General features: G+C 62.6%; 16 protein-coding genes. 13 read left to right on the forward strand and 3 right to left on the reverse strand.

Going from position 1 to position 18,021, the window contains the following annotated elements; genetic code table 11:
• Positions 1-3 precede the first annotated feature (3 nt).
• From GM676_RS29940 to GM676_RS29950, 3 genes are all read left to right on the forward strand, one after another.
• The gene (locus GM676_RS29940; RefSeq protein ID WP_371866411.1) at positions 4-1,554 is read left to right on the forward strand and encodes an aminotransferase-like domain-containing protein; all 1,551 of its coding nucleotides are present in this window, start codon (positions 4-6) and stop codon (positions 1,552-1,554) included.
• Between the two features lie 61 nt (positions 1,555-1,615).
• The gene (gene htpG, locus GM676_RS29945; protein WP_155468179.1) at positions 1,616-3,526 is read left to right on the forward strand and encodes a molecular chaperone HtpG; all 1,911 of its coding nucleotides are present in this window, start codon (positions 1,616-1,618) and stop codon (positions 3,524-3,526) included.
• 105 nt (positions 3,527-3,631) lie between these two features.
• Positions 3,632-5,581 (forward strand): CocE/NonD family hydrolase, encoded by a 1,950-nt coding sequence (locus GM676_RS29950; RefSeq protein ID WP_155468181.1) that lies wholly within the window; start codon positions 3,632-3,634, stop codon positions 5,579-5,581.
• On the opposite strand, the gene GM676_RS29955 is transcribed toward GM676_RS29950, so the two are convergent.
• The 3 genes from GM676_RS29955 to kynU are packed head-to-tail and all read right to left on the reverse strand — an operon-like array spanning position 5,574 to position 8,349.
• Positions 5,574-6,179 carry a CHRD domain-containing protein gene (locus GM676_RS29955; protein ID WP_155468183.1) on the reverse strand — a complete coding sequence of 202 codons (606 nt, stop codon included), beginning with the start codon at positions 6,177-6,179 and terminating at the stop codon, positions 5,574-5,576. The two genes, GM676_RS29950 and GM676_RS29955, sit on opposite strands and share 8 nt — an antisense overlap.
• Before the next feature lie 57 nt (positions 6,180-6,236).
• Positions 6,237-7,094 carry a tryptophan 2,3-dioxygenase gene (kynA, locus tag GM676_RS29960; RefSeq protein ID WP_155468185.1) on the reverse strand — a complete coding sequence of 286 codons (858 nt, stop codon included), beginning with the start codon at positions 7,092-7,094 and terminating at the stop codon, positions 6,237-6,239.
• A gap of 16 nt (positions 7,095-7,110) precedes the next feature.
• Complete coding sequence (gene kynU, locus GM676_RS29965; RefSeq protein ID WP_155468187.1) at positions 7,111-8,349, reverse strand: kynureninase; 1,239 nt, start codon at positions 8,347-8,349, stop codon at positions 7,111-7,113.
• Positions 8,350-8,910: 561 nt separating this feature from the next.
• Between kynU and flhD the strand changes: the two genes are divergently transcribed.
• From flhD to GM676_RS30015, 10 genes are all read left to right on the forward strand, one after another.
• Positions 8,911-9,228 carry a flagellar transcriptional regulator FlhD gene (gene flhD, locus GM676_RS29970; RefSeq protein WP_090177486.1) on the forward strand — a complete coding sequence of 106 codons (318 nt, stop codon included), beginning with the start codon at positions 8,911-8,913 and terminating at the stop codon, positions 9,226-9,228.
• Positions 9,229-9,252: 24 nt separating this feature from the next.
• Positions 9,253-9,801, forward strand: coding sequence for a flagellar transcriptional regulator FlhC (gene flhC, locus GM676_RS29975; protein WP_155468189.1), 549 nt, complete (start codon positions 9,253-9,255; stop codon positions 9,799-9,801).
• Positions 9,802-9,859: 58 nt separating this feature from the next.
• On the forward strand, positions 9,860-10,582 hold the full coding sequence (locus GM676_RS29980) for a class I SAM-dependent methyltransferase (protein WP_155468202.1): 723 nt from the start codon (positions 9,860-9,862) through the stop codon (positions 10,580-10,582).
• A gap of 131 nt (positions 10,583-10,713) precedes the next feature.
• Positions 10,714-11,574 carry a flagellar motor stator protein MotA gene (gene motA / locus GM676_RS29985; RefSeq protein WP_155468191.1) on the forward strand — a complete coding sequence of 287 codons (861 nt, stop codon included), beginning with the start codon at positions 10,714-10,716 and terminating at the stop codon, positions 11,572-11,574.
• Positions 11,575-11,611: 37 nt separating this feature from the next.
• Positions 11,612-12,577: a flagellar motor protein MotB gene (motB, locus tag GM676_RS29990; RefSeq protein WP_155468193.1), complete on the forward strand. Its 966-nt coding sequence runs from the start codon at positions 11,612-11,614 to the stop codon at positions 12,575-12,577.
• A 25-nt stretch (positions 12,578-12,602) separates the two neighbouring features.
• Entirely contained in the window at positions 12,603-13,154 is a 552-nt protein-coding gene (locus GM676_RS29995) for a chemotaxis protein (RefSeq protein ID WP_155468195.1), read from the forward strand.
• Positions 13,155-13,191: 37 nt separating this feature from the next.
• The gene (locus GM676_RS30000) at positions 13,192-13,557 is read left to right on the forward strand and encodes a response regulator (RefSeq protein ID WP_092273000.1); all 366 of its coding nucleotides are present in this window, start codon (positions 13,192-13,194) and stop codon (positions 13,555-13,557) included.
• 43 nt (positions 13,558-13,600) lie between these two features.
• Complete coding sequence (gene cheA / locus GM676_RS30005) at positions 13,601-15,787, forward strand: chemotaxis protein CheA (RefSeq protein ID WP_155468197.1); 2,187 nt, start codon at positions 13,601-13,603, stop codon at positions 15,785-15,787.
• A 9-nt stretch (positions 15,788-15,796) separates the two neighbouring features.
• The gene (locus tag GM676_RS30010; protein ID WP_155468199.1) at positions 15,797-16,288 is read left to right on the forward strand and encodes a chemotaxis protein CheW; all 492 of its coding nucleotides are present in this window, start codon (positions 15,797-15,799) and stop codon (positions 16,286-16,288) included.
• A gap of 111 nt (positions 16,289-16,399) precedes the next feature.
• On the forward strand, positions 16,400-18,021 hold a 1,622-nt coding region (locus GM676_RS30015; RefSeq protein WP_229262925.1), incomplete at its 3' end, for a methyl-accepting chemotaxis protein.

The following is an 18,021-nucleotide window of genomic DNA, read 5'->3' on the forward strand; positions in this document are numbered from 1 at the left end:
CGCGTGCCCGGCCAGCCGCCTGCGCCGGGGCGGCATACCGGCGCTGGCCGCGCGCCCGGACATTCGCCGGCGCCGACGCCTTCTCCGGCCGGGCGGGGCGCGGCGGGATCGACGTTTGGCTTGCTGCTGCGCGAATCGGGCGAGACGCTGATCGACCAGATCGTCCGCTCGGTGGCGGCGCGCATCGACGACCGACTGCTGCGTGGCGGCGCGCGCATGCCATCCATCCGCGCCTTTGCCGCTTCGTACAGTGTATCGGCCTTCACTGTGGTCGCCGCGTATGACAAGCTGGTCGCCACCGGCTACCTTGAATCCCGCCGTGGCGCCGGTTTCTTCGTGCGCGAGCGCCCGGCCATGGCCCTCAACGCCGCCGATAGCGGCGCGGCCACGGCCCCGTTGCGCGCCGCCCAATCCGGCTTCGACGCCAAACCGATCGATGTGGTCTGGCTGGTGCGGAATATGTTCCGTCAGATGCCGCAGCAGCAAATGCCCGGCTCCGGCGTACTGCCGCCCGAATGGCTGGACGGCGCGGCCATCGCCAACGCGCTGCGCGCGGTCAGCCGCCAGAATCCGAACCTGCTCCTGAGCTACGGCGTGCCGCAAGGCTTCCTGCCGCTGCGCCAGCAGCTCCAGCACAAACTGGCCGAGCTGGAAATCGCCGCCGCCCCGGAGCAAATCGTCACCACCGCCGGCGTCACCCAAGCGCTGGATATGGTGGCGCGCGAATACACCCGCCCCGGCGACACCATCTTCGTCGACGACCCGGCCTGGTTCCTGATGTTCGGCTCCTTCGCCGCGCTGGGCGCGAAAGTGATCGGCATCCCGCGCCTGGCCGACGGCCCGGATATCGCCCGCCTGGGCGAACTGGCGGCGCTGCACAAGCCCAAGCTGTACATCATCAACTCGGTGCTGCACAACCCCAGTTCCACCTCGCTGTCGGCGGCCAAGGCCTTCCAGGTGCTGCGGCTCTCGGAAGAACACGACTTCCTGATCGTGGAAGACGACATCTATTGCGACCTGCATCCCGGCAGCGCCGTGCAGCCGGCCACGCGGCTGGCGGCGCTGGACCAGCTCCAGCGCGTGATCTACCTCGGCGGCTTCTCCAAGACCATGGCCGCCAACCTGCGCGTCGGCTACATCGCCACTTCGGTGGAACGCGCCGAGCGCCTGGGCGACCGCAAGATGCTGTCCACCCTCACCACCAGCGACATCGGCGAACGCGTGGTGTACAAAGTATTGTCCGAAGGCTCCTACCGCAAGCACGCCGACCGCATGCGCGGCCGCCTGGACGCCATCCGCGCCAAAACCCTGCGCCAGATGGAGCGGGTGGGGCTCAAGGTCGACGCCTCGCCGCCGGCCGGCATGTTCGTCTGGGTCGACGCGGGTTGCGACACCAATGCGCTGACCGAGCGCGCCATGGCGCACAACCTGCTGCTGGCGCCGGGCAGCCTGTTCTCGCCCAAGCAGTTGCCGTCCACGCGCATGCGCCTCAACGTGGCGGCGATGCAGGAACCGGCCATCTGGCGTTTCCTCGAAAAGGAACTCTTGAAATAGCTCGTATAATCCCCACCTTGTTTAAATCTCAACCAAATCTTAACCAGAAGACTATTTAAAAATGGCTGATACTGAAAAACAAACCCTTGGATTCCAGGCCGAAGTGAAACAGCTGCTCCAGCTGATGATTCACTCCCTGTACTCGAACAAAGAGATCTTCCTGCGCGAACTGATCTCCAACGCCTCCGACGCATCGGACAAGCTGCGTTTTGAAGCTATCAACAACGACGCCTTGTACGGCAACGACCATGAACTGAAAATCAAGGTCAGCTTCGACAAGGCGGCGCGCACCATCACCATCTCCGACAACGGCATCGGCATGAGCCGTGACGAGGCGATTTCGCACCTTGGCACCATCGCCAAGTCGGGCACCAAGGAATTCTTCGGCAAGCTGTCGGGCGACCAGCAGCAGGACGCGGCCCTGATCGGCCAGTTCGGCGTGGGCTTCTACTCGGGCTTCATCGTGGCCGACAAGATCACCGTGGAATCGCGCCGCGCCGGCGCGGCCGGCTCGGAAGGGGTGCGCTGGGAGTCGAGCGGTGAAGGCGACTACTCGGTCGAACAGATTGAGAAGACTCACCGCGGCACCGACATCATCCTGCACCTGCGCGAAGGCGAGGACGAGCTGCTGTCGTCGTGGAAGATCAAATCCATCATCCGCAAATACTCGGACCACATCTCGCTGCCTATCGTGATGCAGAAAGAAGAATGGGACGAAGAGAAGAAGGAAACCGTCCTCAAAGACGAACTGGAAACCGTCAACCAGGCCAGCGCGCTGTGGGCCCGTAACAAGTCCGACATCACGCCGGAACAGTACGACGAATTCTACAAACACGTCTCGCATGACTTCCAGGCGCCGCTGACCCACACCCACAACCGGGTCGAAGGCCGCAGCGAATACACCCAACTGCTGTACATCCCGGCCAAGGCGCCGTTCGATCTGTGGGACCGCAACAAGCGTGGCGGCATCAAGTTGTACGTCAAGCGCGTGTTCATCATGGACGACGCCGAGCAACTGATGCCGACCTACCTGCGCTTCGTCAAAGGCGTGATCGACTCGGCCGACCTGCCGCTGAACGTCTCGCGCGAAATCCTGCAAGAGTCGCGCGATGTGAAAGTGATCCGCGATGGCTCGACCAAGCGCGTGATCGGCATGCTGGAAGAACTGGCCAACGCCGATGAGCAAGAGAAGAAAGACAAGTACGCGACCTTCTGGACCGAATTCGGCCAGGTGCTGAAAGAAGGCATCGGCGAAGACGCGACCAACAAGGACCGTCTGGCCAAGCTGCTGCGCTTTGCCTCGACCGCCAACGACAACGATCAGCAAATCACGTCGCTGGAGCAGTACATCGCCCGCGCCAAGGAAGGCCAGGACAAGATCTACTACGTCACGGCCGATAACTACGTCGCCGCGAAAAACAGCCCGCACCTGGAAATCTTCCGCAAGAAGGGTGTTGAAGTGCTGCTGCTGACCGATCGCGTGGACGAGTGGATGTTGTCCTTCCTGACCGAGTTCGAAGGCAAGGAGCTGGTGTCGGTGGCCAAAGGTGGTCTGGACCTGGGCGCGCTGGAAGACGAAGCCGAGAAGAAGGAACACGAAGAAACCGAAACCTCGTACAAGGACCTGGTCGGCAAGATGAAGGAAGTGCTGGCCGACAAAGCCAAGGACGTGCGCGTCACCTTCCGCCTGACCGATTCGCCGGCCTGCCTGGTGGCGGATGAGCACGAGCTGTCGGGCAACCTGCTGCGCATGTTGAAAGCGGCTGGCCAGGCGGCGCCGGAATCCAAGCCTATCCTGGAAATCAATCCGGACCACCCGCTGGTGCAGCGTCTGAAGAACGAAGAAGTGGCCAGCTCGTTCAACGACTGGTCCAACCTGCTGTTCGATCAGGCCTTGCTGGCCGAAGGCGGCTCGCTCAGCGACCCAGCCTCGTTTGTGAAACGCCTGAACGAACTGCTGCTGGCGAAATAAGCCGCCCACTCCGGGGTCAGGTCCTCCATTTCTACACGAGCTGGGCGCTAGTCTTATTAACGCCGAGGCCGTGTAGAATTGGAGGACCTGACCCCGGAGTTATTCATGAAGAAATCCGCACTCGCGCTGGCCGTTCTGGCCGGCGCTCTCATTTCCGCATACGCACAAACTCCGCTGCCCGGCGAGACACCGGACGAATTCAAGGCGCCGGTCGAAAGCTTTGATTACATCAAGCGCTCGGTCATGATCCCGATGCGCGATGGCGTCAAGCTCAATACTGTGATCGTTATTCCGCGCAAGGCCCGCAATGCGCCCATGCTGCTCACGCGCACGCCCTACAACGCGGCCGATATGACCAGCCACGCCGAGAGTTCGCAGATGGATGTCATGTTGCAGGGCTACGATAACCTGCCGGACGTGATCGCCAAGGGCGGCTATATCCGCGTGGTGCAGGATGTGCGCGGCAAGTATGGCTCCGAGGGCGGCTATGTGATGAATCGCCCGATGGCCGGCAGTCTCTTCAATTCAAGCGAGGTCGATCATTCCACCGACGCCTGGGACACCATCGAATGGTTGAGCAAGAATGTGCCGGAGTCGAACGGCAAGGTTGGCATCATCGGCGGTTCCTATGATGGCTTCACGCCACTGATGGCGCTGGTCAATCCGCATCCGGCCTTGAAGGTGGCGGTGCCGATGAATCCGATGGTGGATGGCTGGCGCGGCGACGACTGGTTCCATCACGGCGCGTTCCGGCAGATTAATATGGCTTATATTCTTGAGCAGGTGGTCACGCGCCGTAACGATGCGCACTGGTTCACCAGCCATTACGACGATTACGATGTGTTTATACGCGCCGGTTCGGCCGGCGAGCTGGCACGCCAGCGTGGCGTGGAGCAGAGCGGTTTCTGGCGCAAGGTGGTGGCGCATCCGGCTTATGACGCGTTCTGGCAAAGCCAGGCGGTCGATAAAATCCTGGCGAAGCAGCCGGTCACGGTGCCGACCCTGCTGGTGCACGGGCTGTGGGATGCCGAGGATATCTACGGCGCCATCGCGGTCTACAAGGCCATCAAGCCCAACGACAAGGACAATAAGGTGTTTCTTGCCATCGGCCCATGGAACCACGGCGGCCAGGACGGCGACGCCAGCAAGCTGGGGCCGATCAAGTTCAACAGCGACACCGGTCTGTATTTCCGCGAGCAGATTCTGATGCCTTTCCTTGACCGGTACTTGAAGGACGATGCCTCCGCCACGCCCATCGCGCCGGTCAACGCGTTTGAAACCGGCACCAACAAATGGCGCGCGCTCGATAGCTGGCCGGCAGCTTGCACGACAGGCTGTGTGATTGCGCCGGCCACGCTGCGCCTGGCCGCCAATGCCCGGCTCAATCTGACCAATAGCGCGCCGACGCCGTTGGCTGCGCCGGCACAGAAAAACGCCTACGACGAATACATTTCCGATCCCGCCAAGCCGGTGCCGTTCCGCCAGCGTCCGATCCCGCCGTTCGGCTACGACGAAGCCAAGGGACAGACCTGGCCACGCTGGCTGGTCGATGATCAGCGCGAAGCCTCGGGCCGCACCGATGTGCTGACTTACACCACCGGCGTGCTGACGGCGCCGGTGAAAATCAGCGGCGAGCCGGTTGCGCACCTGCTGGCTTCCACCAGCGGCAGCGACGCCGACTGGGTGGTCAAGCTGATCGACGTTTATCCGGACCAGGTGGCGGCGCAGCCGGAGCTGGGCGGCTATCAGCTGATGATCTCGGCCGATATTTTCCGTGGCCGCTATCGCGAAAGCCCAGTCACGGCCAAGCCGATCGCCGCCAATACGCCGCTGCCGTACCGCTTTGCGCTGCCCACCGCCAACCACGTGTTTTTGCCTGGTCACCGCATCATGGTGCAGATCCAGTCCAGCTGGTTCCCGCTGTACGACCGCAATCCGCAGACTTTTGTACAGAATATCTTCTACGCCCAGCCTGCGGATTACAAGAAGGCCACCCAGCGCATCTACCACGACAGCTATATCGCGTTGCCGCTGGTGAGCGCCACGGTCAGGTAGACTTGCGGCGGCGTGCCACCAGCAGCAGCGCCGGCAGACCCAGGCCCAGCATGGCGATGCCGGCCGGTTCCGGCACGGCCGTTACTGGCATCAGGAAGCCGCGGATTTCTCCATTCGGATACTCTGTGCTGTGGATGTTGAGGTAGGCGCTGCCGGCGTTCAGGCCGGCCCACAGGGCATTCTCCGCGCCGGTGACGCCGCCGTAGGCGCTGAGGAAGGCGGGGTTCCAGTTGCTGGCCAGCGAGGTGTCGAAGAAGTGGCTGTAGGCACCGGTCTTGACGCCAGTGGGGAAGCCGTCCAGGCTGGGCAGCTCGGTGGCCGGGATGGCGCTGCCGCTGCCGGGCGCGGCCGTGCAGCAGTGGATGTGCGCCACCGTGCTGTCGCCCTCCAGGCCGGCGAAGGCGAAGCTGATTTGCAGCACGTGGGTGCTGGTATCAAACTGCACCGCTGCCGCGCCGATGCCCTCCGAGGTGTTGGGCGGCGACTCTTGCGGGCCGGTGAGGATGGTGGTGTAGGTGGCGGCGCTTGCCGCGCTGGCGGCCGCCATGCCGGCGCACAGCAATGCTGCTGTTGCCCAGGTTCGTACGTGTAATTTCATAATCCCTCCGTGTTGTGTGTTTAGCTTAGAGAGGGAGGGCGCGCACGAGTTCCCGGATCAGAGCGCCGTTCGCAGCGCAAATAATTCGGGGAACAGCGCCACGTCCAGCATTTTGCGCAGGTAGCTGACGCCGGCCGTGCCGCCGGTGCCGGTCTTGAAGCCGATGATGCGCTCGACCGTGGTGACGTGGCGGAAGCGCCAGAAGCGGAAGGCGGTTTCCATGTCCACCAGTTTTTCGGCCAGTTCGTACAGCGCCCAGTAGCGGGTCGGATCGCGGTAGACTTCCAGCCAGGCTTGCTGCACCGAGTCGTCGGCCGCGGTCGGCTGGGTTGGATCGGCGTTCAGGCGCGCCGCGGAAATCGGCAGGCCGTTGCGGGCCAGCAGTTTGATGGCTTCGTCGTAGATCGATGGCGTGTTCAGCGCTTCTTGCAGCAGCGGGAATTCCGGCGTGGCGGCGTGCACATTCAGCAGGGCCGCGTTCTTGTTGCCGAGGATGAATTCGATCTCGCGGTACTGGTAGGACTGGAAGCCGGACGAGGCGCCCAGGTACGGGCGGATGGCGGTGTACTCGGGCGGCGTCATGGTGGCCAGCACGTCCCAGGCGTGCACCAGCTGGTCCATGATGCGGGCCACGCGCGCCAGCATCTTGAAGGCCGGCGGCAGGTCGTCCGCTCGCAAATGCGTGCGCACGGCGCGCATTTCGTGCAGCATCAGCTTCATCCACAGTTCGCTGGTCTGGTGCTGGATGATGAACAGCATTTCATTGTGGTTGGGCGACAGCGGGTGCTGGGCGTGCAGGATCTGGTTCAGGCCCAGGTAGTCGCCGTAGCTCATGTCGTTGCTGAAGTCCATCTGGGCGCCGTGCCATTCGGCATCCTTGGCGCCGCCGTGCATCGGGCATTTATGTTCGCTCATACTGTTTATCTCGTTTTCAGGTCACTGCGTCACGCTTGGCGTCGACGTTGTAGTCTTTGCGGTCCAGGATGTCGCGCAGGATTTCCACCGCATCCCAGACATCAGCATAGCTGGTGTACAGCGGCGTGAAGCCGAAACGCATGATGGCCGGCTCGCGGTAGTCGCCGATCACGCCGCGCCCGATCAGGGCTTGCATCACCGCGTAGCCGTGCGGATGGGTGAAGCTGACCTGGCTGCCGCGCCGGGCATGGTCGCGCGGCGTCACCAGCCCCAGCGGATGGTCGGCGCAGCGCGCTTCCACCAGGTCGATAAACAAATCGGTCAGCGCCAGCGATTTGGCGCGGATGGCGGCCATGCTGGTCTGGCGGTGCACGTCCAGCCCGCATTCCACCATGGCCAGCGAGACGATGGGCTGGGTGCCGCACAAGGCGCGGGCGATGCCGTCGGCCGGCTGGAAGTCGGGCGCCATGGCAAACGGCGCGGCATGGCCCCACCAGCCGGACAGCGGTTGCCGAAATTGTGCCTGATGCCTTTTCGGCACCCAGATGAAGGCCGGCGCGCCGGGGCCGCCGTTCAGGTATTTATAAGTGCAGCCGACCGCCAGGTCGGCGCCGTCGGCGCTCAGGTCGACCGGCACCGCGCCGGCCGAGTGCGCCAGGTCCCAGACGATCAGCGCGCCAGCGGCATGGGCGAGGGCGCTGGTGGCCTTCATATCGTATTGATAACCGGTGCGGTAGTTCACATGGGTCAGCATCACCAGCGCCACGTCGGCGCCGATGGCGGCCGGCAGTTGGTCCGGGCTGTCGATCAGGCGCAGGCTGTAGCCGCGGTCCAGCCAGCCAGTCAGGCCCTGTGCCATATAGATGTCGGTCGGGAAGTTGGCGCGCTCGGTGACGATCACGCGGCGTTCGGCGGCGGCTTGCATGTGCAGGGCGGCGGCCAGCGCCTTGAACAGGTTGACCGAGGTGGTGTCGGTGACCACCACTTCGCCGTCCACGCCGCCGATCAGCGGCGCCAGCAGGTTGCCGAGGCGCCTGGGCAGCTCGAACCAGCCGGCCGTGTTCCAGCTGCGGATCAGGTCATGACCCCATTCCTGCGCGATGACTTGCTGGGCGCGCGCCAGGGCGGCTTTCGGCCGGGCGCCCAGAGAGTTGCCATCCAGATAAATAACGCCGGCCGGCAGGTCGAATTGCGCGCGGAGCGGGGCGAGCGGATCTTGTGCGTCGCGCTCCAGGCAGTGGTTGCGAGTGGTCATTTGGGGCGATGTTTGAGGTCTAAAGCAGTGAGTGTAACCTGAAAAATACGCGGTTGGACCGTTTTTTCAGCGGCATTTTTGCCGGTTAACCCGCATGATTACCGGACTTGAGAACTTTTCTAAAAATTTTTCGGTTTTTTTAAAAAAAGCCCTAAAGTTCCCTCATGCCCTGCCGTTACCGTTCTTAGATGGGCAAAAAACCGCGCATCGAACGTGTCGAAAAATTTTTAAATTTTTTTTCGAAAAACCCTAAAGTTCTCAAAAGGGCTGCCGTTACCGGGTTAGATGTCGCAAAAAAGAGTCGCTTTACCGCTTTATTTTTCGATTCAACACAGGGCTTTTCTTGAAGCTTGTATCCAGCAAGAAACCTGCGCCGCAAGGGCGTAGATGAGTGATCTGCGAGTGTTTGTCAGACAAACACCGACAGGTCGCGTTCGTCATTTCCCGACTGAAAATACGGAGAGTCTCCTCTTCTCGTGCGGATGTTGCTCAAGCAGAATGTATCTCAACGGAAACGCAAATGTGTTCCGACAGAGAGAAAAACTGTGAGGAGTAGGGAAAATGACCGCAAACGACATGATGGCTGAAATTCGCGACGCTAACCTGAGCTACCTGATGCTGGCTCAGCAAATGATCCGCGCCGACAAAGTCACCGCGATCTTCCGCCTCGGCATCGCCGCCGAAATCGCCGACCTGATCGAAGGCATGAGCAACGCACAAATCCTGAAACTGGCAGGCGGCAACATGATGCTGGCCCGCTTCCGCTTCGACGACAGCGCCATCCTCTCCATGCTGACCAACTACAACAAGGACCGCGTGCTGGCCCAGTCGCACGCCGCCATCCTGATGGCCGGCCAGCCGGTCGAAGAAATCGTTTAATCGTCAGCGTTCGGAGCACAGATCATGGCCGCCAAGAAAAGCGTCGTATCGGAAGCCCAGGAAATCCAGCTGGCCATCGAATTGATCCAGCTGGGCGCCCGCCTGCAATTGCTGGAGTCGGAGGTGTCGCTGTCGCGCGAGCGCCTGCTCAAGCTGTACAAGGAGCTGAAAGGCGTGTCGCCGCCGAAGGGCATGCTGCCTTTCTCGACCGACTGGTTCCTGACCTGGCAGCCGAATATCCATTCCTCGCTGTTCATCAATATCCACAGCTTCCTGGTGACCCACGCCGGCGCCACCGGCATCGAGGCGGTGATGAAGGCCTACAAGCTGTACCTTGAACAAATGCCGCCGGAGCCGGGCGCAGAGCCGTTGCTGTCGCTGACCCGTGCCTGGACGCTGGTGCGCTTCTTCACCAGCAAGATGCTGGAAACCGCGCCCTGCACCAAGTGCCAGGGCAAGTTCGTGGTCAACGCCATGGACCTGAACGGCAGCTACGTCTGCGGCCTGTGCCACATGCCTTCGCGTGCCGGCAAGACCAAAAAATCGCGCGAAGTGGAAGTATTGGCGGCATAATGCCGGCGTGAACTTAGCTTATTTCCAACGTCTCCTGCGCGCGCCCGCCATCCGGGCGATGCTGATTCAAGCCGGCGCCTTGCCGCTCACCCTGGCCGTCTTATATGTGCTGGCCAGTTTTCGTTTCCCCGTCGATTATCTGAGCGCCGCCGTGGCGCAGGGCTTGCTGGCCGCGCTGATCACCTGGAAGCTGGCGCTGGCGCGCTGGTGGCGCGCCATTCAGCTGTTGTTTCCGCTGGCGGTGCTGACCGCGCTGGCGCTGCATTTGCCGTCCTGGTTGTTCGGACTGGGCTTCTTACTGCTGCTGGGCTGGTACTGGTCGACTTTCCGCACGCAAGTGCCGTATTACCCGTCCGGCCCGGCCGTGTGGGACGCGGTGCGCCAGCTGCTGCCGGCGGACGGGGCGCCGCGCGTGATCGACATCGGCAGCGGGCTGGGCGGTTTTGTGCTGTATCTGTCGCGGGTGCGGCCGGATGCCCGGGTCAGCGGCATCGAACTGGCGCCGCTGCCGTTCTTTTATAGCTGGCTGCGCGCCAGGCTTGCCGGCAGCCGCGCCCGCTTCGTACGCGGCGATTACGAAAACCTCGATTTCAGCCAGTTCGAGCTGGTGTTCGCCTACCTGTCGCCGGCCGCCATGCCGGCATTGTGGCGCAAGGCGGCGGCTGAAATGTGTCGCGGAGCCATGCTGGTGAGCTACGAATTTATCGCCGAGGAAAGATCACCGGATCGCATCCTGCATGTCACGGAGCGCGGCGTTCCACTCTACATATGGTACTTTTAAGCATCATTTGACGTTATTCTCTTGCCCGCTTACCCCGAGTCAGGCTATTGTAGTTCTATATGTAAATTCTTGAAAAACCGGCCCCGCTCAGACACAATTCGGCCGGTTTTCGCACTGGGGAGTCAGCACACTTGTTAGTCATCATCGGATATGTAGTGGTCTGCGTCGGCGTGTTCGGCGGGTTTGCCATGAACGGCGGGCATCTGGCCGCGCTGTTGCAGCCGCTGGAGCTGGTCATGATCGGCGGCGGTGCGGCTGGCGCCTTCCTGGTCGGTAACAATGCCAAGACCCTGAAAGCCACGCTGGGCGCGATTCCGACCCTGTTCAAGGGTTCGCGCTACACCAAGGATCTCTACATGGAGATGATGTCCCTGCTGTTCGACGTGCTGTCCAAGGTGCGCAAGGAAGGCCTGATGTCGATCGAAGGCGATATCGACAGCCCGGAGCAAAGCCCGCTGTTCAGCAAGTATCCCAGCGTGCTGGAAGACCATCACATCGTGGAATTCATGACCGATTACCTGCGCCTCATGGTGTCGGGCAATATGGATGCCTTCCAGATCGAGAACCTGATGGACATCGAGATTGAAACCCACCACCACGAGGGCGCCGCCCCGGCCCACGCCATCGCCAAGCTGGGCGACGGCATGCCGGCGTTCGGTATCGTGGCGGCGGTGATGGGCGTGGTGCACACCATGGAATCGGTGGGCTTGCCGCCGGCCGAACTGGGCATCCTGATCGCGCACGCGCTGGTCGGTACTTTCCTCGGTATTCTGTTAGCCTATGGTTTCGTCGGCCCGCTGTCCAGTTTGCTGGAGCAGAAGCTGGAGGAGTCGACCAAGATGTACCAGTGCGTGAAAGTCACCCTGCTGGCCAGCCTGAACGGCTACGCCCCGGCGCTGGCGGTGGAGTTCGGCCGCAAGGTGCTGTACTCGACCGAGCGTCCGACCTTCAGCGAACTGGAAGATCACATCAAGAAATCGAAGTCGAAGTAAGCCATGCTGTGCACTGTGACTATGTTAAGGAAGAATCATGGCTGAAGAGGGCTTGCGGCCTATCATCGTTAAGCGCATCAAGAAGGGCGGCGGCGGTCACCACGGCGGCGCCTGGAAGATCGCGTATGCCGACTTCGTGACGGCGATGATGGCCTTCTTCCTGCTGATGTGGCTGCTCGGCTCCACCACCAAGGGTGACCTCAACGGGATCTCGGAATACTTCAAGACGCCGCTCAAAGTGGCGATGGAAGGCGGCTCGGGTAGCGGCGACAGCTCGTCCATCCTCAAGGGCGGCGGCAAGGACCTGACCCGCAGCGAAGGCCAGGTCAAGGCCAGCGACGATCCCGCCGTCAAGAAAACCTTCAACCTGACCGCCGCCAAGGCCGCGCTGGAGGCGGAAGAGAACCAGCGTCTGAAGGCGCTCAAGGAAAAGATCGAGAACAAGATCGACGCCAATCCGCTGCTCAAGAAGTACAAGGAGCAGCTGCTGCTGGACATCACCAACGACGGCCTGCGCATCCAGATCGTCGACGAGAAAAACCGGCCGATGTTCGCGCTGGCCAAGGCTGACTTGCAGCCTTATACCAAGGACATCCTGCACGAGATCGGTTTCGTGCTGAACGATGTGCCGAACCGCATCGGCCTGTCCGGCCACACCGATTCCACGCCGTACATGAGCGAAACCGGCTACAGTAACTGGGAATTGTCGGCCGACCGCGCCAACGCCTCGCGCCGCGAGCTGATCGCCGGCGGCATGAACGACGCCAAGGTGCTGCGGGTGGTGGGGCTGGCCTCGGCCGTCAATCTGGACAAGGCCGATCCGTTCAACCCGATCAACCGCCGCATCAGCATTGTGGTGATGAACAAGCGGGCCGAGGAAAGCGTGCTGCGCGACGGCCGCCAGATCGAGGTCAGCGCCGAGGACGCGGCCGCCGCCGCCGCGGCGGCCGGCGCGCCGCCCCCGGCCCAGGCCGCGCCATCCGGTCCGCCGGTACGCAAATAAGCAAGCGAAGTAAAACGAGACTGTTATGACGAGAAATAAGAAAATTCTGGGGTCCCATGTCAAGCGCCTGCTGTCCGGCGTGTCCGACCACGGTCGCCGGCACCTGACCGAAGTCGAGACCGACCTGATCCAGACCGGCCTGCTGCTGGAGGAGGCGATTGAAAAGCTGTCCGCCAACTTCATGGCGATCCACCAGACGGTGGAGGCGGAGCAGGCCACCATCCAGCTGCTGCTGGACGGCGGCCAGCCCACCCCCGAGCAGCGCGCCCGGCTGGAGGCGTTGCAGGGGCAGGTGGGCCAGTATGTGAATGCGGCCGTCACCAGCCTGCAATTCCAGGACATGACCAGCCAGTTGCTGGACCGCACCCTCAAGCGCGTGACCGGCTTGCGCGAGTTCCTCGGCACGCTGGGCGCCCATGGCGCGGAAATGCTGCCCGAGAGCGACAACGAACAGATCGTCGAGCTGCTGGGCAAGGTCAGCATGGCGCTGGCCATACAGAGTTTGGAGTTGCGCAGCGTGTTGCGCAAGGCAGTCAGTCAGCAACACCTGGAGAGCGGCGACATCGAGCTGTTCTAAAACTATATAACAATTGATTTACTGAGTGAGAATAAAGATGGCTAAGACTATACTTGCGGTTGATGATTCCAGTTCCCTGCGCCAGATGGTCGCCTTCAGCCTCAAGGCTGCGGGCTACCAGGTGGTGGAAGCGGTGGACGGTCAGGACGGCCTGGAAAAAGCCAAGTTGCAAAACGTCGACATGGTCCTGACCGACCAGAACATGCCGCGCATGGACGGCCTGGAACTGATCAAACTCCTGCGCGAGCTGCCCAGCTACGCCAAGACCCCCATCCTGATGCTGACCACCGAATCGTCCGACGAGATGAAAGCCAAGGGCCGCGCCGCCGGCGCCAATGGCTGGCTGGTCAAGCCCTTCGATCCCCAGCGGCTTATCGAGGTAGTGAAAAAGGTCATTGGCTGATACGAGGGCGCATGATGCTGAGCGAACGTAACGGAGTATCACCATGACCATCGATATAAGCCAGTTTTACCAGGTCTTCTTTGACGAGGCCGAGGAACTGCTGGCTGAAATGGAACGGCTGCTGCTGGCCGTCAACGTCGAGTCGCCCGATGCGGAGGATCTGAACGCGATCTTCCGTACCGCCCATTCGGTCAAGGGCGGCGCCTCCACGTTCGGCGTCACCGACATGACCGAAGTGACCCACGTGCTGGAAACCCTGCTGGACCGCATCCGCAAAGGCGAGATGGCGCTGACCTCGGAGCACGTGGACGCCTTCCTGGGCGCCAAGGACATTCTCAAGATGCAGTTGGACGGCCATCGCCTCGGCAGCGAGGTCGACCAGGACGCCGTGGCCAATGTGCGCATGATGCTGCAATCGCTGGCGCAGGACGTGCCGGTGGTGGCGCTGGCGCCGGTGGCGCCGGCCTTCACCTCGGGCGATACCCGGGTGGTCGATCACAGCGGCGGCCGCCGCTACCGCCTGGAACTGCCGGCCATGCAGCACCGCGAGGTGCAGGCCCTGGGCGACGAGCTGGGCCTGATGGGCCACGTCGCCATCACGCCGCTGGACAAGGACCGCAACGCCATGGTCGTCACCACGCATGAAAGCTTGGACGACATCGTCGCCATCTGCTCGTTCGTGCTGAATCCGGACGAGATGAAGATCACCGAACTGCCGGCCCTGAGCGATGGCCAGGCCGCGCTGGAGAAAGCCGCGCGCGACCGGGTCGAGAACGAACTGGGCTACGGTTTCTTCGACCAGACCGACCTCAAGCCGGCCGGCGGCGAGGGCTATGGCTTCTTCCAGCCGCTCGACGAGATCCGCGCCAACGCCAGCGCCGCCGCCGAGGATGCGCAGGGCTACGGCTTCTTCCAGCCGGTGGAGCAGATCCGCGCCGCCGCCGGCATCGTGATTGAAACCCCGCCCGAAGAAGAAAAGAAAGTCGTCAAGAAGGAAGAGAAGGAAAAGGAAAAGGAGAAGGCGCCGGCCGCCGGCGCCGAATCGTCCTCGATCCGCGTCTCGATCGAGAAGGTCGACCAACTGATCAACCTGGTGGGCGAGCTGGTGATCACGCAAGCCATGATCGAGCAGCGCGTCGACACGCTGGACCCGATGGTGCACCAGCGCCTCCTGAACAGCGTCAGCCAGCTGACCCGCAACACCCGCGACTTGCAGGAAGCGGTGATGTCGATCCGCATGATGCCGATGGACTTTGTGTTCTCGCGCTTCCCGCGCATGGTGCGCGACCTGGCGCACAAGCTGGGCAAGAAAGTCGATTTCATCACGAATGGCGCGGCCACCGAGCTGGACAAGGGGCTGATCGAGCGCATCGTCGATCCGCTGACCCACCTGGTGCGCAACTCGATCGACCACGGCATCGAAATGCCGGAGGTGCGCCGCGCCGCCGGCAAGAGCGACGCCGGCCGGCTGTTCCTGTCGGCCTCGCACCAGGGCGGCAACATCATCATCGAGGTCTCAGACGATGGCGGCGGCCTGAATCGCGAGAAGATCCTGGCCAAGGCCCAGCAGAACGGCCTGGCGGTCAGCGACACCATGAGCGACGCCGAAGTCTGGCAGCTGATCTTCGCGCCCGGCTTCTCCACCGCCGACGTGGTGACCGACGTCTCCGGCCGCGGCGTCGGCATGGACGTGGTCAAGCGCAATATCGAGGCCATGGGCGGGGTGGTGGACATCCGCTCGGCCAAGGGCTTCGGCACCACCATCTCGATCTCGCTGCCGCTGACGCTGGCGATCCTGGACGGCATGTCGATCCGGGTCGGCGATGAAATCTATATCCTGCCGCTCGGCTTTGTGATCGAGTCGCTGCAACCGGTGCCGGAAGACGTCAAGGAAATCAGCGGCAAGGGCCGCGTCATCAAGGTGCGCGGCGAATACCTGCCGCTGGTGCCGCTGTACCAGATGTTCGACATCGCGCCGCGCTTCACCGATCCGTGCAAGGGCATTGTGATCATCGTCGAGACCGACGGCCGCAAGGCCGGCCTGTTCGTGGACGACCTGGTCGGCCAGCAGCAGGTGGTGGTCAAGAACCTGGAATCCAACTACCGCAAGGTGGCCGGCATTTCCGGCGCCACCATCCTGGGCGACGGCGGCGTGTCGCTGATTCTGGATGTCGCCGCGTTGATACGCTCGTCGCGCCAGCTGGCGGACGAATCGATTTTTTCTTCATAGGGGGCCAACATGGCAGAGGTACAAACCACGGCGCAAGCCAACGACATCGCCGGTCACGAATACCTGGCCTTCAAGCTCGGTTCGGAGGAGTACGGCATCGATATCCTGAAGGTGCAGGAAATCCGTGGCTACGAGGCGGTGACCCGCATCGCCAACGCGCCCGAGTTCATCAAGGGCGTGATCAATCTGCGCGGCATCATCATTCCGGTGGTCGACATGCGCATCAAGTTCAACCTGGGCTCGCCGGTGTATGATCAGTTCACCGTGGTCATCATTCTGAACATCAGCGGCCGCATCGTCGGCATGGTGGTGGACTCGGTGTCCGACGTCACCACCCTGACGCCGGAGCAGGTCAAGCCGGCGCCGGAAATGGGCACCGCCTTCAGCAGCGATTACATGATCGGCCTGGGCACCATCGACGAGCGCATGTTGATCCTGGTGAACATCGACAAATTGATGTCGAGCCCGGAAATGGGCCTGATGGAACAACTGGCAGCATAATCACCCGCCGGCGCCGTGACCCCGCGCCGGTCTCGCAGCATCACGGACGTGTCCCAAAAAGAAGGACGCGCCGCCACATCACGACACCGCATTGACAGAGGGGAGATTCATATGAACTTACGCGACTTCAAAATCGGCGCACGGCTGCGCATCGGTTTCGGCATTATTTTGCTGATCCTGGTCGCCATCGTTTTGATGACCAATTACCTGAACTACAGCAACAAGAGCAAGCTGACCCGGGGATTGGAAACCGCGACGGCCAAGAACCTGGAGGCCGGCGCCATGAAGAGCGCGATGCTACAGACCGGCATCGCCATGCGTAACATCGGCCTGCAGTCGGACGTCAGCCTGATGCAGAAGGAAGAGCAGAAGGTGAAGGACCAGCGCGCGCTGTACGACAAGGCGCTGGCCGAGCTCAAGGCGCAAGGCTTGAACGACGCCGAGAAGAAGGTGCTGGCCGACCTGGCGGCGCTGGACAACGACACCGCGGCCGCCTTCAAGGAAGCCATCGGCCAGATCCTGGCGTTCAACAGCGAAGGCGGCGCCAAGGTGATCGCCAGCCGCATCGACCCGCTGAACACCCAGACCCTGACGCTGATCAACAAGCTGGTCGAGATGCAGCAGGCCAACGCCAAGGAGATCATGGAAGGGTCGGTGGCGTCCGACCGCAGTCTGATGGTGGTGCTGTTCGTGCTGGGCGGCGCGGCGGTGGCGCTGGGCGTGGTGTGCGCCGCCGTCATCACCCGCTCCATCACCGGTCCGCTGTCGGGGGCGGTGGAGGTGGCGCAGAAAGTGGCGGCCGGCGAGCTGACCTCGCAGGTGGTGGTGGAAGGCCAGGATGAAACCAGCGAACTGCTGCAAGCGCTGAAGGACATGAACGAAAGCCTGGCCAAGACGGTGGGCGATGTGCGCAGCGGTACCGAGCTGATTTCGACCGCCTCGCAGGAAATCGCCTCCGGCAACGCCGACCTGTCGGCCCGTACCGAATCGCAAGCCAGCTCGCTGGAGGAAACCGCGTCGTCGATGGAAGAGCTGACCTCGACCGTGAAGCAGAACGCCGACAATGCGCGCCAGGCCAATCAGCTGGCGGTGAGCGCCTCGTCGGTGGCGGAGAAGGGCGGCACGGTGGTGTCGCAGGTGGTGGAAACCATGGGGTCGATCACCGAGTCGTCGCGCAAGATCGCCGACATTATTTCGGTCATCGACGGCATCGCCTTCCAGACCAACATCCTGGCGCTGAACGCGGCGGTGGAGGCGGCCCGCGCCGGCGAGCAGGGCCGTGGCTTCGCGGTGGTGGCCTCCGAGGTGCGCAACCTGGCCCAGCGCTCGGCCGGCGCCGCCAAGGAAATCAAGGAACTGATCAGCGATTCGGTGGAGAAGGTCGACGCCGGCAGCAAGCTGGTCGACGAAGCCGGCCAGACCATGGACCTGATCGTGACCTCGATCCGCCAGGTGGCCGACATCATGGGCGAGATCACCGCCGCCACCCAGGAGCAGAGCAACGGCATCGAGGAAGTCAACCAGGCCATCTCGCAGATGGATGAAATGACCCAGCAGAATGCCGCGCTGGTGGAACAGGCCGCCGCGGCGGCGGAAAGCATGCAGGAGCAGGCCGAACTGCTGGCGCAGGCGGTCAGCATCTTCAAGCTGTCGCATGACGACGGCATGCGCCGTGCCGTGGCGGCGTCGGCCCCGCGCCGCACGCCAGTGGTGGCCGCGGCGCCGGCCCCGGC

Source organism: Duganella radicis (assembly GCF_009720825.1).
GTDB classification, from domain to species: domain Bacteria; phylum Pseudomonadota; class Gammaproteobacteria; order Burkholderiales; family Burkholderiaceae_D; genus Rugamonas; species Rugamonas radicis.

Bases quoted from the DNA above. Each gene is read 5' to 3' on its own strand.
- motB (WP_155468193.1), top strand. From the start codon at position 11,612: ATGGCTGAAGAGGGCTTGCGGCCTATCATCGTTAAGCGCATCAAGAAG.
- kynU (WP_155468187.1), bottom strand. From the start codon at position 8,349: ATGACCACTCGCAACCACTGCCTGGAGCGCGACGCACAAGATCCGCTC.
- flhD (WP_090177486.1), top strand. From the start codon at position 8,911: ATGACCGCAAACGACATGATGGCTGAAATTCGCGACGCTAACCTGAGC.
- flhC (WP_155468189.1), top strand. From the start codon at position 9,253: ATGGCCGCCAAGAAAAGCGTCGTATCGGAAGCCCAGGAAATCCAGCTG.
- GM676_RS30010 (WP_155468199.1), top strand. From the start codon at position 15,797: ATGGCAGAGGTACAAACCACGGCGCAAGCCAACGACATCGCCGGTCAC.
- GM676_RS29955 (WP_155468183.1), bottom strand. From the start codon at position 6,179: ATGAAATTACACGTACGAACCTGGGCAACAGCAGCATTGCTGTGCGCC.
- GM676_RS29995 (WP_155468195.1), top strand. From the start codon at position 12,603: ATGACGAGAAATAAGAAAATTCTGGGGTCCCATGTCAAGCGCCTGCTG.
- GM676_RS29980 (WP_155468202.1), top strand. From the start codon at position 9,860: ATGCTGATTCAAGCCGGCGCCTTGCCGCTCACCCTGGCCGTCTTATAT.
- htpG (WP_155468179.1), top strand. From the start codon at position 1,616: ATGGCTGATACTGAAAAACAAACCCTTGGATTCCAGGCCGAAGTGAAA.
- GM676_RS29950 (WP_155468181.1), top strand. From the start codon at position 3,632: ATGAAGAAATCCGCACTCGCGCTGGCCGTTCTGGCCGGCGCTCTCATT.
- GM676_RS30000 (WP_092273000.1), top strand. From the start codon at position 13,192: ATGGCTAAGACTATACTTGCGGTTGATGATTCCAGTTCCCTGCGCCAG.
- cheA (WP_155468197.1), top strand. From the start codon at position 13,601: ATGACCATCGATATAAGCCAGTTTTACCAGGTCTTCTTTGACGAGGCC.
- kynA (WP_155468185.1), bottom strand. From the start codon at position 7,094: ATGAGCGAACATAAATGCCCGATGCACGGCGGCGCCAAGGATGCCGAA.